The sequence below is a fragment of the Kitasatospora sp. NPDC006697 genome, assembly GCF_042869935.1.
Lineage (GTDB): Bacteria > Actinomycetota > Actinomycetes > Streptomycetales > Streptomycetaceae > Kitasatospora.
Genome location: NZ_JBIAGU010000051.1, coordinates 20,632 through 35,762, shown reverse-complemented (window position 1 = coordinate 35,762; position 15,131 = coordinate 20,632). Strand labels below are relative to the sequence as shown.

Annotated in this window: 12 protein-coding genes and 1 pseudogene; 6 read left to right on the top strand and 7 right to left on the bottom strand. The window is 71.0% G+C overall.

Translation table 11 applies throughout. The annotated features are described in order from the left end of the window. The first annotated feature begins 102 nt into the window (after positions 1-102). Complete coding sequence (locus ACFYNO_RS39865; protein WP_388023314.1) at positions 103-750, top strand: ornithine cyclodeaminase family protein; 648 nt, start codon at positions 103-105, stop codon at positions 748-750. On the opposite strand, the gene ACFYNO_RS39860 is transcribed toward ACFYNO_RS39865, so the two are convergent. Next, positions 739-1,188: a hypothetical protein gene (locus ACFYNO_RS39860; protein ID WP_388023312.1), complete on the bottom strand. Its 450-nt coding sequence runs from the start codon at positions 1,186-1,188 to the stop codon at positions 739-741. The genes ACFYNO_RS39865 and ACFYNO_RS39860 overlap by 12 nt on opposite strands. Positions 1,189-1,744: 556 nt before the next feature. Between ACFYNO_RS39860 and ACFYNO_RS39855 the strand changes: the two genes are divergently transcribed. After that, a complete protein-coding gene (locus tag ACFYNO_RS39855) occupies positions 1,745-2,161 on the top strand; it encodes a hypothetical protein (protein WP_388023309.1) in 417 nt (138 codons plus the stop codon). A gap of 476 nt (positions 2,162-2,637) precedes the next feature. Here the strand turns inward: ACFYNO_RS39855 and ACFYNO_RS39850 are convergent, their stop codons facing one another. The 3 genes from ACFYNO_RS39850 to ACFYNO_RS39840 form a co-directional block, all read right to left on the bottom strand. Further along, on the bottom strand, positions 2,638-3,408 hold the full coding sequence (locus ACFYNO_RS39850) for a protein kinase (RefSeq protein ID WP_388023306.1): 771 nt from the start codon (positions 3,406-3,408) through the stop codon (positions 2,638-2,640). Between the two features lie 114 nt (positions 3,409-3,522). After that, positions 3,523-4,098, bottom strand: a complete 576-nt coding sequence (locus ACFYNO_RS39845; protein ID WP_388023304.1) for a transposase — start codon at positions 4,096-4,098, stop codon at positions 3,523-3,525. Further along, the gene (locus ACFYNO_RS39840) at positions 4,023-4,562 is read right to left on the bottom strand and encodes a winged helix-turn-helix domain-containing protein (RefSeq protein WP_388023303.1); all 540 of its coding nucleotides are present in this window, start codon (positions 4,560-4,562) and stop codon (positions 4,023-4,025) included. Before ACFYNO_RS39840 ends, ACFYNO_RS39845 begins: the two co-directional genes overlap by 76 nt. A 204-nt stretch (positions 4,563-4,766) precedes the next feature. Between ACFYNO_RS39840 and ACFYNO_RS39835 the strand changes: the two genes are divergently transcribed. Continuing rightward, positions 4,767-5,702 (top strand): GNAT family N-acetyltransferase, encoded by a 936-nt coding sequence (locus tag ACFYNO_RS39835; protein WP_388023301.1) that lies wholly within the window; start codon positions 4,767-4,769, stop codon positions 5,700-5,702. Positions 5,703-5,955: 253 nt separating this feature from the next. Next, a pseudogene (locus tag ACFYNO_RS39830) lies at positions 5,956-6,938 on the top strand (IS110 family transposase); the annotation flags it as partial. Here the strand turns inward: ACFYNO_RS39830 and ACFYNO_RS39825 are convergent. Together ACFYNO_RS39825 and ACFYNO_RS39820 are read right to left on the bottom strand one after the other, a co-directional pair. Further along, complete coding sequence (locus ACFYNO_RS39825; RefSeq protein ID WP_388023320.1) at positions 6,931-7,416, bottom strand: hypothetical protein; 486 nt, start codon at positions 7,414-7,416, stop codon at positions 6,931-6,933. The pseudogene ACFYNO_RS39830 and the gene ACFYNO_RS39825 overlap by 8 nt on opposite strands. Before the next feature lie 388 nt (positions 7,417-7,804). Further along, complete coding sequence (locus tag ACFYNO_RS39820) at positions 7,805-7,927, bottom strand: hypothetical protein (protein ID WP_388023299.1); 123 nt, start codon at positions 7,925-7,927, stop codon at positions 7,805-7,807. Positions 7,928-8,332: 405 nt separating this feature from the next. Between ACFYNO_RS39820 and ACFYNO_RS39815 the strand changes: the two genes are divergently transcribed. Together ACFYNO_RS39815 and ACFYNO_RS39810 are read left to right on the top strand one after the other, a co-directional pair. Then, entirely contained in the window at positions 8,333-9,505 is a 1,173-nt protein-coding gene (locus ACFYNO_RS39815; protein WP_388023296.1) for a cytochrome P450, read from the top strand. Positions 9,506-10,188: 683 nt separating this feature from the next. Further along, positions 10,189-10,671 (top strand): winged helix-turn-helix domain-containing protein, encoded by a 483-nt coding sequence (locus ACFYNO_RS39810; RefSeq protein WP_388023295.1) that lies wholly within the window; start codon positions 10,189-10,191, stop codon positions 10,669-10,671. A gap of 359 nt (positions 10,672-11,030) precedes the next feature. Here the strand turns inward: ACFYNO_RS39810 and ACFYNO_RS39805 are convergent, their stop codons facing one another. After that, positions 11,031-15,092 carry a tetratricopeptide repeat protein gene (locus ACFYNO_RS39805; protein ID WP_388023293.1) on the bottom strand — a complete coding sequence of 1,354 codons (4,062 nt, stop codon included), beginning with the start codon at positions 15,090-15,092 and terminating at the stop codon, positions 11,031-11,033. Positions 15,093-15,131: the final 39 nt, after the last annotated feature.

Genomic DNA, 15,131 nt, shown 5'->3' with positions numbered 1-15,131 from the left:
CGGACCCGACCGCCACGAGATCCTGGAATCGAGTCCGTGCTACCTCGATCAAAGCCGGACAGTTGGGGGGAATCCCCTATCGAACACCCTCTGAGAGCGGTCGTGCACGGCGACGAGCTCGGGGCCCGGCGCACGGGCGCGATCGGCGCCGTGGCGGTGGACACCGCGGCCCGGCCGGGACCGGTCCGCCTGGGCCTGGTGGGCGCGGGCCGGCAGGCCTGGGCCCAACTGTGGGCCATCAGCGCGGTGCGGGACGTGACGGACGTCGCGGTGGCGGCCCGCAGGCCGGAGCGTGCACAGGAGTTCGCCCGGCGGGCCGCCGACGAACTGGGGCACACGGTCCGGCCCGTCGCCCGGGTGGCGGAAGCCGTGCGCGAACGCGACGTCGTCGTGGTGGCCACCACCAGCGCGCAGCCCGTCCTGGACGCCGACTGGATCGCGCCTGGCACCCATGTCACCACGCTGGGCCCGAAGACCCTCGCGCGCCACGAGATCCCCGCGGCCCTGGCGGACCGGGCCCAGGTCCTGATCACCGACTCCCCCGCCCAAGCGAACAACTACCCGCAGCCGCACATCCTCCCCACGGACCGGATGGTCGGCCTGGGCGCCGTCCTGACCGGAGCCGCCCCCGCCCGGACCAGCGAGGAGGACATCACCGTCTTCTGCTCCGTCGGCCTGGCGGGCACCGAGGTCGCCGTCGCCGCCGCGCTGTGGGAAGCGCTGCAACACGACACACCGTCAGGGCGCTGACTTCTTCGTCGGGAACGCAGGGTCGGCCGACTGCACCAAGCCCGCCGAGGAAGTGCGCGCCACGCGAATCCCGGTCAACGCCGTGTGTCCGGGCTGGATCGCCACCGCCCTGGGCGCCCCGGTCAGCCGCGTGGCCCCGATCGCCCACGTCAGCACCAGCAGCAGAGCACGGTGATCGCGGACCCGTCGCTGCCACTGGCGGGTCGCGGCGACGGGTCCGTCGAACCACAACTGCCCGCCCGGGCGCCGGATCGTCAGCCGGCTGCCCGCCAGAACCGCAGACCAGCCCGGGTTGGGGCAGGTGGCCGGTGCGCGGCCCGTCCAGCCGTCCCCGGGCACCACGGGCCGGTCAGGCCCGGCAGGGACGACCAGGACCGGCCACTGGTCCGGCAGCAGCTCCGGCCACGGCTCGCCACGCAACTCGGTGGCCAACTCCATGAACCAACCCTTCCCCCAGCCCGGACCACTCACTCCGCCGGATGATCACCATCCCCACCCCGCACGACACCGCACCCTAGGGGAATCCGCCAACACACCGCCCACGACCGCGGCAGACCACGGCCCGGTCCTCGGACACGGGCCGCACCCGGTGCTGGAGCGGGTCGTGGAACAGGCCGGTGCCGGGTGAGTGGGGTGTCCGAGGAGGGCCGGCGGTTGCTGGCGGCGGCGATCGGCGCTGTTACTGGGCGGGATACCGGGTTCGCGGCGGCGATGGCAGCGGCCGTGGTCGGGGACATGCACGTGAGCGCGACGGACGGGGCGTTCGCCGCGGGGCAGGTGCATGGGTCCGTGACGTCCATCGGCACGCGGCACCTCGGCCGGCGGCCGCGTGGCCGTACCGCAGCGGCACGTTGCTGCCGCGGGCCGCGCACTTCCAGGACCGGGCTGCGCTGGCCGAGCTGGCGCAGGTGCTGCGGACCGGCGGCACGGCGGTCCTCGGCCAGCCCGGCCGACGGCGCGGAAGGCGCCTTGGCGGCGGGCGGTGGCGGGGGTGGTGGCCAGCCTGGTTGGGGTCGGTAAGAGCCAGCTCGCCGCCGCCTACGCCCGCACCCTCTACGAGCATGGTGAGGTCGACGTGCTGGTGTGGGTCACCGCCACCACCCGGCCCGCCGTCATCGATGCCTACGCCCGGGCCGCCGCCGGTGTGCTGGGTGCGGCGGCGCCGCAGGACCCGCAGGACGCGGCCGAGGCGCTGCTGGCCTGGCTCGAGCCCGCCGCCGGGCGGGCGGTGTGCCGGTGGCTGGTCGTCCTCGACGACGTCGCCGACCCGGACGACCTGAACGGCCTGTGGCCGCCCGCCTCACCAACCGGGCGGACGCTGGTGCCCACCCGCCGCCGCGACCCTGCCCTCCTCGCCGGGCGCCAGCGGCCACTCTGGTCCTGGGCGGTGCGGCCGCTGCGGGGCGGCTGACGGGCCGCCAAGCGCCCGTGACCCACCCCGGCTGGCGGCAGCCGGCCGGCCGGCCCAGTCCCGGTCTCGTCCGAGGTTGCCCACCGAGTTGCCTTCCAACTCCGGGCAGGGCCAGGCGGGCAAGGGGTGCGGAGAAAGAGGCCCGGAACCTGGCGGCCGCCGCCCAGTTCCGGGAGCGAGAGGGAAACCTGATCGCACCGCGCAGACACAAGGAGACGCTGCTCCTGGCCGACGGGAGCACCGTCGAGGTCAGCCTGGGCCCGTTCGTCGCCAACAGCGGCAGGCGCGCCGACATCCCCACCCACCGGCCCACGCGCCTCACCCAACTCGGCATCCGCTGGGAGTAACGGCCGATCTGCCCGGCGTGGATGCCGGGGAGTCCATGCCCTGACGTTGCGGGGAGTCAGCTGGTCTTGGCCGGCAGCGCGGGTGGCGGGGGCAGGTGCGGGAGGATCAGCGCCGCCAGCTGGCTGATGTCATTGGACGGCCCGCCTTGAAAGCCCTCCAGCTACAGCGGTACTCCGATCGACCTTGCCCAGCACCTGCTGGGGTGCACTGGTAACCAGGGCCACGGCCTCCCTGGCACTCAGCGAAGTCAGGTCCATCACGACCCCGACGAGATCGAAGAACTCGGCCGAGCCGACGGTCTTGAGGATGAGGTCGAACTCCGACGTGGGTTCGGCCCCCGGCGCCGTCATGGCGATCGCCTCGGCAACCGTGGGACGATCTCCCGGTTCCTTGCGCAGCAGTGCGGTGATCAGCGCCGCCAGGTAGCCGGCATGAGCAGGCGGCGGGGGCTCGTGGAAGGCGATAGCGCGCAGCGTGCCGGTGAGGGTGTCACGTTGGAACGGGGAAGTGCCCTCAGTGGCCTGATAGAGCGTGACACCCAACGAGAACAGGTCGCTGGCCTCGTCGCCCTGGTCACCCCCAGCGCGTTCGGGGGCGATATACGCCATCGACCCGACAATCCCGCCGTCCCGGGTGAGCTTGGTGTCGGCCTCGTTGATCGCGATACCGAAGTCTGTGAGCAGGATGCCGCCGTCATCGGCGAGCATGATGTTGGCCGGCTTTACGTCCCGGTGGATGATCCCCGCCTCATGAGCTGCTCCCAGGGCGCTGAGAACAGCGGCGGCGATCTTCGCGGTCTCCTCGACCGACAATCGGCCCCAGCCCAGGCGGACTTCCAACGAAGTGCCCTTGACCAGCCGCATCACCGTCCAGCGGTCGGCTTGCGTCGACTCTGTCAAAGTGGCCAGGACGGTGCCGGAGGAGTCGAGGACCTGCGCCTTCAGGATGTCGGCGGCGCCGAGCCCGAGTTCGGAGGTACTGAACTTGAATTCGTGATGTCGGTCTGAGGGTGGTCAGTCGTCCAAGATCAGGCCGGTGGCGGCGAGGCATCCGTCGACCAGGTGGGGTCGGTGCTCGATCTTCTTCAAGCTCCGCTTGACGGCCCGGGCGAGCTCGTCGAGGTTGGCGGCGGCGAGGTTGCCGATGGTGCGCTTGACCAGCGACCAGGTGCCCTCTTGCGGGTTGAGATCCGGTGCGTACGACGGGAGTTGGAAGACGGTCAGCCAGTCCTTGCTCGCCTCGATGAACTCCCGCATCGGCGGCATCAGGTGGGCACGCAGTTTGTCCCACACGAGCACGATCGGGCCGAGCAAGTCCCTGTAGTCCTGCCAGGTCAGACCCTTCTTCTCGCCCTTGCGGCCTCGGTAGACGTGGAAGCTGTACAGAATCCGGGAGCGGTGACCGGGTCTGTAGCAGCTCAGCCCCGCCATAGAGACCCGGCCGACCCCCCGGCCGCGCACCCGCACGACCGGCGTGCAGCCGACCCTGCCCCAGGTCCTGGCGCGCGGCGGCCTCATCGACTGCCCGGCTTCGTCCTCGAAGACCAGCCAGGCCCCGCGGGCCGCCGCCGCGCTTCGACCCGCGGCCACGTCTCCTTTCTCCACACCTCGACGGCCGCGTCATCACGCTCGATAGCCCGGCGAACCGGCTCCTGCCAGGACCAGCCGTGCCGCTTGAGCAGGACCCACCTGCCCTCCACGGTGCAGAAAACGTAAAACAACCAACCGCTCAACGTCTTCACCCGTGCCAGAGTCCACCGCTGATCCTCCCAGCCATGAGCCAGCGGCCCACGCTCCAACTCCCTCTCCAACCGCGCCACCTGGGCATCAGACAGCTTCGGCCGACCGGGCGAACCCTTCGAGGCCACTCCTGCCGCACCACCCTCACGCCACTGCCGGCGCCAGCGCTCCACCGAGCGCACACTTTCCCGCAGCGCCGCCGCGATGTCCCTGTTCTTCTCCCCGCCCTCGAAGCGTTCCACGGCCCGCTGCCGAATCCGCTCCCGCTCGGCCTTCTCGGCGTCGGTCAAGCCGCCGCCCTGCGCGTACCTCACAGCACACGACTACCAGGACCAGCTCTCCGCGGTCGGGCGCACGCCGCGACTGCACCCATCCGGGCGACATCACGAATTCATGTTCAGTAGTACCGACAGCATCCCGAACATGAGTCGGGAATCCGCACGTGGCCGCCTGCGAAAAGTGCCTAAACAGGTATCGGGTACTCATCTCGGCTACGCCTGGCGCCATAGGCTGTATCAATGAATGATTTCCATGCCCGCGCATACCGCCCCGAGGACGCAGCGGCCGTCGCTGATCTGCTCAACGCTATCTCCAGGGCCAGTGGCGGGCAGCTCGAGCTCCCCGCCGCCGCAATCGAGAACGTGGTGAGAACTGAGGTCAAAGACCCGGCAAGGGACACCCGGCTGATCACCGACGCGGAGGGGCGGCTGCTCGCCGCCGCATTGGTACGCCTTCCGCCTGAGGACGGATTCCGGGTCAGCCTGGAAGGCGGGGTGCACCCCGACCGGCGAGGCCTCGGGATAGGCCGGGAGTTGCTTGCCTGGCAGCTCGACCGGGCAGCTGAACGGCACACCGAGGCCGCGCCGGAGGGGGAATGGCTGGCTGAGGTCGACACCGGCGTCCCCGACACGGCCGCGATCCGGTTGTACGAGCGGCTGGGGTTCACCGTCGAGCGGTTCTTCCTGGAGATGGCCGCGCCTACCCCATCTCCTTCCGCTGCACCGCCCGTCGAGGACCTGCAGATCGTCCGGTACACCCCGGACCGGGAACGTGAGCTGCACGCCGCCCACACAGCGGCGTTCCGCAGTGCCTGGAGCCACCAGGAGCGCATGTTCGACTCCTGGGCCGCAATGACCGTGCGGTCAAAGACCTTCCTCCCCGAGCTGGCCCGGTTGGCACTCGCCGACGACAAGGTCGTCGGATACGTCCTGCCGTACGCCGACGCGCCCCAAGCGCTCTACATCGGCCAGGTCGGCACCACCATGTCCTGGCGCCGACACGGCGTGGCGGGCGCACTGCTCGCCGACGTGCTGGGTGCGGCTGGCCGATCCGGCTACACCACAGCCGCACTGGAGACCGACGCCGACAGCACCACGGGCGCATCCAGCGTCTACGAGAAAGCCGGCTTCGTCATCAAGCACCGCATTGTCGTCTATCGCAAGCCCGTCCGATGACGGCCAGGAGCCGACACTTCGACTGATACTGCCGAGGCGCGTGTGACGTGGCCAGCTGCTCGGCACGGGCCAGGGCACCAGCGGGGATAGCGGTAGGTCGAGCTGCTTGGGCGGAGAGCACGCCGGAACGGGTGCCGGGCCCGAGTCGGCTGGCGGATCACCTCCGCGTCGGCGGAGAGCACCCGGCTGGACCGGATGTGCGCGGTCCCGCTCGCGGATCACCTCCGCGTCAGCGGGGGTCAGCCGACGAACGCGGTCTCCTCGCTGTCGCGTCGCCTACCTGCCCGGCCTCACGATGCGCCGCATCGCCGACCTCTACCCCGGCGAGGCCAAGACCGGTGCCCGCGACGCCTTCGTCATCGCGGACGCCGCCCGCACCATGCCGCACACCCTGCGCGGCATGCGCGGCATCGAGCTCACCGCGGAGACCATCGCCGAGCTGGAGATGATCGTCGGCTTCGACGACGACCTCGCCGGCGAAGCGACCCGCATCGCCAACCGCCTGCGCGGACCGCTCACCCAGATTCACCCGCATCTGGAACGAGTGCTGGGCCCAAGAATCGACCACCCGGCGGTCGTGGCCCTGCTGGAGCGCTTCGGCTCACCGGCCGCCCTCCACAAGGCCGGACGCCGCCGTCTGCTCGGCGTCGCCCGGCCCCTGCCCCGCGCATGTTCGAGCGCCTGGTCAAGGACATCCTCACCGCGCTCGACGAGCAGACCGTGGTGGTCCCGGGCACCGAGGCGGCCGCACTGATCGTGCCGAGGCGGCTCGCTGCGGGCCGTCCTCGACCAGCGCAAGGTCCTGGAGAAACGGATCCAGGAACGAACCGCTGGACGAGCACCCACTCTCGAAGGTCCTGACCTCCATACCCGGCATCGGGACCAGGACCGGTGCCCGGGTCCTGATCGACGTCGGCGACGCGAGCGCCTTCCCAACCGCCACCCACCTCGCCTCATACACCGGACTCGCCCCCCGCGACCCGCAGCTCCGGCTCCCCCATACGCGGCGAGCAACCCTCCCGACGGGGCAACAAGCAGCTGAAACGGGCGTTCTTCCTGGCCGGGTTCACCTCACTCAGCGACCCAGCCTCCCGCGGCTACTACGACAAGAAGATCAGCCAGGGCAAACGGCATACCCAGCCCCTCCTCTGCCTGGCCAGACTCCGGGGCGACGTCCTGTTCGCCATGCTCCGCGACGGGACCTTCTACGAGCCCCGGCCGGCCGCAGTCAGCTGAGCTGCGAATCCGCCATCAGCACCACGCGGTCGGCCGCTGGGTCGAACCCGAGCACCGGGCGCCCGTAGTCGCCTTCGGCGGTCATGGCCACCGGCTTGCCCAGCCGACGACCGACCGCAGCCAGGAACCCGCACAGGACGTCTACGCCTTCCTGGCCCTGCAACTCGCGAAGGTCGACATCGAAGTCGATCTCCTCGGCGAACATCGGACGGAAGATCGCCAGCACGCCCGAGACCGGCCAGACCTGCAGATTGACCGTCTCAGCGTCGGCCGGACGCGACAGCACCTCCACTGCAAGAGGCAGCGGCACGGCAACCCGACCCTGCGAGTACTCCCACGCCCAACCACATGACCGGACCACATCGAACACCGCCTGCCAGTCCTCCACCGAGGTGCCCTCCACGGACAGATCCGGCAGAGCACCCATCAGGTCAGGATCGAAGAAGTTCGTGACGTCATCCCACAGCAGATCCGGCATCCCGCCGTACTGCCCGCCAACGCCACCGGCCCACAGCCCGATTTCCTTGACGAGCCCCATAGAGCCACCCCCGTCCAAATCCACGTGGCCCAGGCAGCAACAGCGCCGGTGGCATCGGCCCAACTGCCAGCCGATGCCGCCCGGTCAGCTCGCCGTCAGGAGCCGCCGACAGGTAGCCGGGGCTCAACACGCGCAGCAGCAGTCCCGTTCCCAGCCCAGCTCCCGCCGCCCGGCCAGACGTCCGTTCGACAAGGAGCCCGATCCACGGAGCCCTTCGTCCCGGCCCCGGAGTCCTGTTCTGACCCCAGCCGCAACGTGGCCGAGCTGCTTGACCACGGTTCGTCAGGTCGCCCGTTGCCCAGGTCCCGCCGGTTCGTTGTCGAACCCGCTACCCGAGCACCGAGGCGATAGCCGCGTCGACGTCCTGCGTCGTGTTGAAGGGGTGGATGTCGCCGTCAGTCTCGCTCCACCACACGGCGGAGGTGTCCTCAGGTGCCAGGTCGGCGAGCACCCGGTAGACGACCTCGGGGTAATGCCGGACTCGTCGAAGGACACGTCGAACAGCCCGTCGAGTACGTCCTGGCCGTCGAAGACGGTGACGCCGGTGATCGTGGTCCTCATGCCTCGTCCTTGCCGTGGAGCTGGCCGTTTCCTGGGCGCGGCACGGCTTCTCCCGTGGGGTTGTCAGGAACTGACACACCGTGACGACTGTGGCGCGTGCGCATGATCCGGCACTGCAGTCCCGCCGGCACCCCCGACACCAGGGCGTCCGCCCGTCGGGCGCGGCCTCGTCCCGCGTGGCCGGGGGCCGTCGTCGCCGCGCGGCGTGCTTCCCACCCCCAACCCCGCGACTCCCGTAAGCCACGCCCGAGGAGACATGGTGACCAGCCATCAAGTACGGCACTCGCCTGTCCTGTTGGAGGAGATACCCGAGCGGTGGCGGGCGCTCCGCGAGGCCGGACCGGTGCGCCACACCGAGGAGGGGGGCACCTGGCAGGTGCTGGACCACGAGGGCGTCACCGCCGTGCTCGCCGATCCGGCCACCTTCTCCTCCGACCTCTCCTCGCTGGCGCCGACCCAGGAGGACTTCGACATCTTCCGGGAGGGCAGCTTCGTCGGCATGGACCCGCCGGAGCACCGCCAACTGCGCACACTGGTAAGCCAAGCGTTTACGCCGCGGGTCGTCGCGGGACTCGAGCCGCGGATCGAGGCGCTGTGCGCGCGGCTGCTGGACGAAGTCGCGGACCAGGACCGGTTCGACCTGGTCGACGCGCTGGCCTACCCGCTGCCGATCATCGTCATCGCGGAACTGCTCGGCGTCCCGGCCGAGGAGCACCGGCTCTTCCAGGAGTGGGCCGCCGTCCTGTTCGGCGGCGACCAACTCGGCGAGTCGGCCGACATGGCGGACCTGGAGCGGGCCTTGCAGGCCATCGCCCCGACCATCCGCGAGATGAACGGCTACATGCTCTCGCACATCCGGCACCGCCGCGCGCACCCGGGGGACGATCTCACCAGCCGGTTGATCGCCGCCGAAGTGGACAACGTCCGGTTAGCTGATGAGCAGATGGTCGGTTTCGTCGCACTGCTGCTGGTCGCCGGGCACGTCACCACCACGGCCCTGCTGGGCAACGCCATGGTGACCTTCGACCGGCACCCCGGCACGGACGCCAGGCTGCGGGCCGACCCAGGGCTGCTCCCGCAGGCCATCGAAGAGGTGCTGCGCTGGCTGCCGCCCTTCCCCGAACTCGGACGCCGGGTGACCCGGCCGGTTGTGCTCGGCGGCCGCAAGCTGCCAGCGGACGCGATGGTGACCGCGCACCTCGGTGCCGCCAATCGGGATCCGGCCCGCTTCGAGGCCCCCGAGACCTTCGACGTGGGCCGCCGGACCAATCCCCACCTGACCTTCGGCCACGGCATCCACTTCTGCTTCGGCGCGCCGCTGGCCCGCCTGGAGGCCCGGATTGCCCTGCGCACTCTGCAGGAGCGGTTCCGTTCCGTCGTCGTCCCTTCCTACGACGACGTGACCTACCAGAACCCCGCCGTCCTGATCGGCGTGCGCCGGCTGCCGGTCGAGGTCGTCAGATCCTGACACCGGCCGGCCGCCCCGCCGGGGTCTTGCCTGGTCAGCAGCCGCTGGGATCGATCGCCGGGCCACAGATCGGCGGGCGTCGAAACCCGTCTCCGCCCACGGACGAATTTCTGCCGCCGGACGACGCGGCTTACTGGCGTGCCTGGCGGCCGGTTCGGCTCGGCGTGCCCCGTAAAATTTAGTCATCATCTGACCTCTTACTCCCGCGGTCTGCGGGCGTCATGGTGGTGGGGCGGTCACCAGGATGAGACCGTGACGAGTCCGGGGAGGGACCCCATGGGGGCTTGGTGAGTTTGCAGGGCCAAAGAGGCCGGTCCAGCGCACCGGTTGCGGCGCCGCTGGCGGTCGGATCAGCGCTGGGGAGCCGTGCGGCCCTGCTGGACGCAACCTTCGAAGCGCTCACCAACGTGGTCTCCATGCCGCGCTGCACGGCGAGTCGCAGGGCGGCCCAGCTCAGCGCCTCGCAGGTGGCCGGCTTCTTGCGCTCGCGCCCACTCCGGCCCGCCACCGCCGCACCTTCGCCGCACCTTCGCCGCCGAGCGGATCCGCCGTCTTGTCTCTACGCAAGAGAATCCTGCGCGGTGCGCAAGATTGCCAGCGCGCAATTACTGACATCAGCTCTTTGGGGTGATGGATCTCCGTTCTGCTGACGGATGGTCACCTGCCGCTGTAGACCGTGTGGCATGCGATATGCGGATGGGGGCGGATTGACGGCGAAGGCACGTCAGCGCCGCGAGGCCGTGCGCCTGGAGGCTGCCGCGCTGTTCGGCGAGGGAGTCAAGCCTCCGGAGGTGGCCCGGCAGTTGCGGGTGAGCTGCAAGTCGGCCTACCAGTGGCACCAGGCCTGGAAGCAGGGCGGGGCGGCGGCGTTGGGCTCGCGCGGCCCGCACGGGCAGCGGTGCAAGCTCTCCGTGCGGTGCCAGGAGAAGCTGGCCGCGTACCTCGACCAGGGACCGGCCGCCCACGGCTGGGACGGGGACCAGGTGTGGACCGGTGCGCGGGTGGCCACGCTGATCGGCTGGAAGTTCCACGTTTCCTACAGCGTCTCGGGCGCCACCCGGCTGATGCGCCGGCTCGGCTTCACGCCGCAGACGCCCGCGCGGCGGTCCGCGGAACGTGAACCAAGCCCGTTACAGCCTGGAAGGAGGCGACCCGGGCGGAGGTAAAAGAGCTCGGGCGGACTGCGACGGATGGGTCTGCTTCGAGTTGCGCCGTGAGGCGCTGTATTTCGTGTGGAGGTGAGAGACCTTCGCCGCTTCTCTGTCGTAGCGGAGGGGGCCAGCGCCGCCAGCACGCTCGCGTTCCTGACGCCGGAGTCGGTAAGGAGAAGCTTCATCACACCCCGCAGTGATCTCATATGAGAGTAATTTCGCGACGCTGACACGACCGATTGCGAAGCAGCGTCACGGCTCGATGGTTCACTTGGGAGCCCCGCTGTAACGGTCGTGAGGTTCGGTCAGCCTGGCGGTCGGGGTGACGGCAAGCGGTGGGGGCCGTGCGCGCCCGAGGCGGTCGGCTGCTCACCTCATCCGCTCTCCTGCAGCGCGCTACGGATCCGCTCGGTCAGCGGATCCCGCGCGCCCAGGGCCTGGACGGATCGAACGAGGAGCTGTTCCAGGAGCGGGCGGCCCCTGGGGTCGGCGAGGGTCTGGTAGGCCTCCGCGAGAGCGCGCTGGGCGATGATGGTCACCCTGTCCCGCTCTCCGAGCACGCGGAGGCAGTGCGCAACTGCCTGCTCGAGCATGGGGACGCCCCGTTCCGGCTCACCTGCCACCGCATGGTCCTCGGCCAGGCCCACCTGGAGGTGGAGCGTGACCCAGTGGTCGGGGCCGAGCAGGTCCCGTGCCTCGCGCAGCGAATCGGCGTGCAGGCGCACGGCCTTGGCGACATCGCCGAGCTCTCGGTAGGCCCACGCCAGCAGGCTGCGGGAGAACAGGTCCTCGTCCTGGTCCGGGGACGGCTCTGGCCCCGCGAGGGCCTGCTCGAGCAGGGACACGACCTCCTGTGGCTCTCCGGCTCCCTGCCGGACGGCTGCCAACATGTTCTGGTAGCACCGCAGCCGGTGCAGCTCACCGACCTGCCGGGCAAGGACGATGTTGTCCCGTAGGAGGATCGCCGCCTGATCCAGCTCGCCGACGCGGGAGCAGGCGGACGCGAGGTCGTGGCGGCACGTCAGCATCTCGACGGGATCCTCGTCGCCGAGCCGCACGCACGTGTTCAGGGCCTGTCTGAAGAGAGGGACGGCCCGCTCCGCCTGACCCGTTTCCAGGTAGAGCCAGCCGAGATCACGCCGCAGGGACTGCGTGTCCGGATGGTCGGGGCCGAACGCGCGCTCGGTGTCGGGCAGCAGGACCTCGTACATGCGGACGGCCTCGGCCGGTTCGCCCGCCTCCTGGTGGGCGATCGCCAGACTTCTCCGGTAGACGAAGACGTGCGGGTGGTCATGACCGAGCGCCCGCTGCGAGGCGGCCACGTTCTCCACCCGCAGACGGAGCGCTCGGGGCCGGTCGCCGCTCAGTTCGTAGCTGCGCGCCAGCTTGTGGCGCGTCACGAAGGACGCGGGGTGGCCCGCGCCGTGCACGGCCATGCGCTCGGCGTGGTTCCGCTCGAACAGGGCCGCCGCCCGCTCCGGCGTGCCCGCCTCGTCGTGGGCATCGGCCAACACGTCCCTGATCTCCATGACGAGTTCGTCGGAAGCCGCCAGCACTCGCTCGGCATCGGCCAGAAGCACCGTCAGCAGTGCCGTGCTCCGGTCGAGGTCACCCGCGAGGCGATGGCTCACGGCCAGCCGCAGGCGGGCCCGGAGGGCGGCGGCGTGGTTCTCCCCCACGGACTGCTCCTCGCCGGCGACCATCTGCTCGTACAGTGCGACGGCCTTGGCCGGCTCGCCCGCGGCCTGGTAGCTGTGGGCGAGGCTCTCACGGGTCATCAGCGTGTCGGGATGGTCGGGCCCGAGGGTTCTCACCCGTACGGCCAGGTTCTGCTCGTGCAGTGTGACCGCTCGCGCGCGATCGCCGGCGCGGGCGTGCATCGCGGCGAGGTTGTTGCGGGTCAGGGTCGTGGCGGGATGCTGGTCGCCCAGAACCAGGATCTTGCCGGACAGGGCCGCTTCGTACCCGGCGATCGCCTGTCCCGGATTTCCGGCCTGCGCGTGCACGTAGGCCAGCGAATGACGGACGGCCAGCGTCTCCGGGTGGTTGATCCCGTGGATCCGTTCGGAGTCGGCCAGGACCTGCTCGAGGAGGGGGACGGCCCGTGCGGGTTCGTCCTGGTCCAGGTATGCGTCGACCAGGGCGTTGCGGTGGCCCATCAGGTCCGGGTGGTCGGTGCCGAGCCTACGCAGCGCGATGGCGAGGTTCTCCGCGAGGAGGTCGACCGCCGGCCCCGGCTCGCCGGCGGCACGGTGGGCCTGGGCGAGCGCTGCGCGGGCGGTCGTCGTGGCGGGGTGCTCCTCCCCCAGCGAGCGCACACGTTTGACGAGGATCTGTCGGGCCCGCACGACGGGCCGACGGGCCCCGAGTCGCCCGCGTACCGTGAGCTTCGGCCGCTCACGCCGCTCACGCCGCTCCGTCCGGGGGGTCTGCCGAGGGTCGTGGCTCCGGGCGAGGTGGTCCTGCAACTCGGCGTGCCGGAACTGGTAGATCGGCCCGACCCTGCGGAGGAGCCCGAGCCGGTAGGCGTCGTCGAGGAAGGCCGTCAGGCCGCGCGGCATCCGCCCGCGCAGGGTCAGCGTGTTCGTCACCACCTGGAACGCCAGTGAGGCATGGTGACGGCCGCTCGCCAACCCGACACCGGCGCCGAGGACGGCGCCGATCGCGAAGTCGGCGACGACCCCGAGGCCGAGGCCGAGCAGCCCCAGCATGACGTCGGCCACGATCCCGGTCACGGCGGCGGCCACCAGGACGCGGATCACGTTCAGCCTGCGGTCGACCCGCCAACTCGTCGCCGGCGTCTGCGCCCGGCCGTCCTCGTTCGGCGTCTCCGCCCAGGCCACGACGCCGACCAGCAACGCGGCCGCGAGGGTGCCGAGCAGCCCCGCCCGCAGTCCGACGGCCCACCCGCCCGTCTGCTGCGCGTCGAAGGAGATGCCGATGAGCACGCCGGTCATGGACGCGACCTTGGTCATCCTCCAGAGGAGACCACGGGTCAGCAACCTGAGGCCGGGCGCGCGGAAATTGGCCTGTCCGGGGGTCTCGTCCAGCCAGGTCCCGCCCTGCACGCCCGCCGTCACCCCGCACAGGACGACGACCAGCGCTCCGAACCACAGCCATCCCCACGCGCTCTGCGCGAAGGCATGCCACGCCGCGGCCGAGAACCCCGCGCCCACGAGGCCGGATACCGCCGTCGTCACCGTGAAGGCGAGCGCGGCGCAGGCTCCCCAGCCGAGCCCCGGAGCGACGGCGAAACTCAGCCCGAAGACGAACGGGGTGGTGGCTCTCGCGAAGATCGTGGGAGCGTCCCGCCGGAAGGTGTCGTGGGCGAGACGCCACCAGGCGAAGTCGCGCGTTCGCGCGGTGCCGTCGCTGTTGCGCGGATTGGTGAGATGCCAGGCCAGATAGCCGAGCTGACGGCGCATCCGCTCGGCCTCGTGGTGCCGACGGGGGCGGAACGGCTCCCCCGCGTTGCTGGTCGGCGGCTTGCTGGCGATGGCAGCCGGGATCAGCTGGTCGAACAGATGGGCTCGCAGGGCCGCCGGCGTCGGAAACCGGCCTTCGAGCAGGGGGGTCGGATCGGTCCGGGTGACCAGGTAGGTGGCGCGCACCAGCCACAGGCCGAGGGGGAGCGAACAGGTGGTCGCCAGGATGCCCGCCGGACTCGCCGCGGAGTGCGGCCCCCTCAGGCCGGACAGGACCGCCTCCCACACCGGCCCGGGCTGCGGGGGCAGACAGGTGTGCAGGTACGCGGCGACGGCTTCGGGGCCGAGGGGCTCGGCCTCGATGACCGCGGCGGACGTCAGGACATCCCCGACGTCCGCGACGGCCTCGGCGTACTCGGCGGTCCGGCTTGTGAGGATCAGTTGGTCGGCGGCGCTCAGTGACCTGTTGAGCGCTGCGACCACCGACACCCGGGCCTGCCGGGGAAGTTCGTCCAGGCCGTCCAGCACGGGGAGGATCTCGCTGCGCGCGGCGAGGGCCCGGGGGACGTCCACGCCCAGGCCCGGAGCGCGCATCCCCGGGTAGTCCTGGCCGAGCCGCCAGGCCAGCCACTCGTGCATCCGGGGGAACCGCGCGGTGTCCCAGTCCGCCACCGAGAGCAGGACCGGGACCGGCTCTTCCCGGTTCCCGGGCAGCTTGCGGCCCGCGAGGAGTTCCAGCAGCAGTTGCACCGCCAGGGTCGTCTTGCCGGCGCCCGGGCCGCCGACGATGACCAGCCGCCTGCGCCGCAGGTGACGGAAGCCCGCGGCCACATCGGCGATCCGGTCACTCGACCCCGTGGGCAGTCGCGGACCGTCGAAGACGTTGGCGGGATGGTCCATGACCTCGCCGCCGACGGCCAGCCGCCACCGAACCGGCATCGGGTCGGGGTCGTCCAGCGCTCTCGCGGCGGCCTCCGCCCGCCACTGCTCGGTCACGGTGCCGGCGAGCACGTCCTTCGCCCGCTCGATGTCCGCGTCGGCCAGCGGGCG

Coding starts and splice junctions, on each gene's coding strand:
- ACFYNO_RS39860 (WP_388023312.1), bottom strand. CDS start 1,188: ATGGAGTTGGCCACCGAGTTGCGTGGCGAGCCGTGGCCGGAGCTGCTG.
- ACFYNO_RS39835 (WP_388023301.1), top strand. CDS start 4,767: ATGAATGATTTCCATGCCCGCGCATACCGCCCCGAGGACGCAGCGGCC.
- ACFYNO_RS39825 (WP_388023320.1), bottom strand. CDS start 7,416: ATGCCGGATCTGCTGTGGGATGACGTCACGAACTTCTTCGATCCTGAC.
- ACFYNO_RS39810 (WP_388023295.1), top strand. CDS start 10,189: ATGCGATATGCGGATGGGGGCGGATTGACGGCGAAGGCACGTCAGCGC.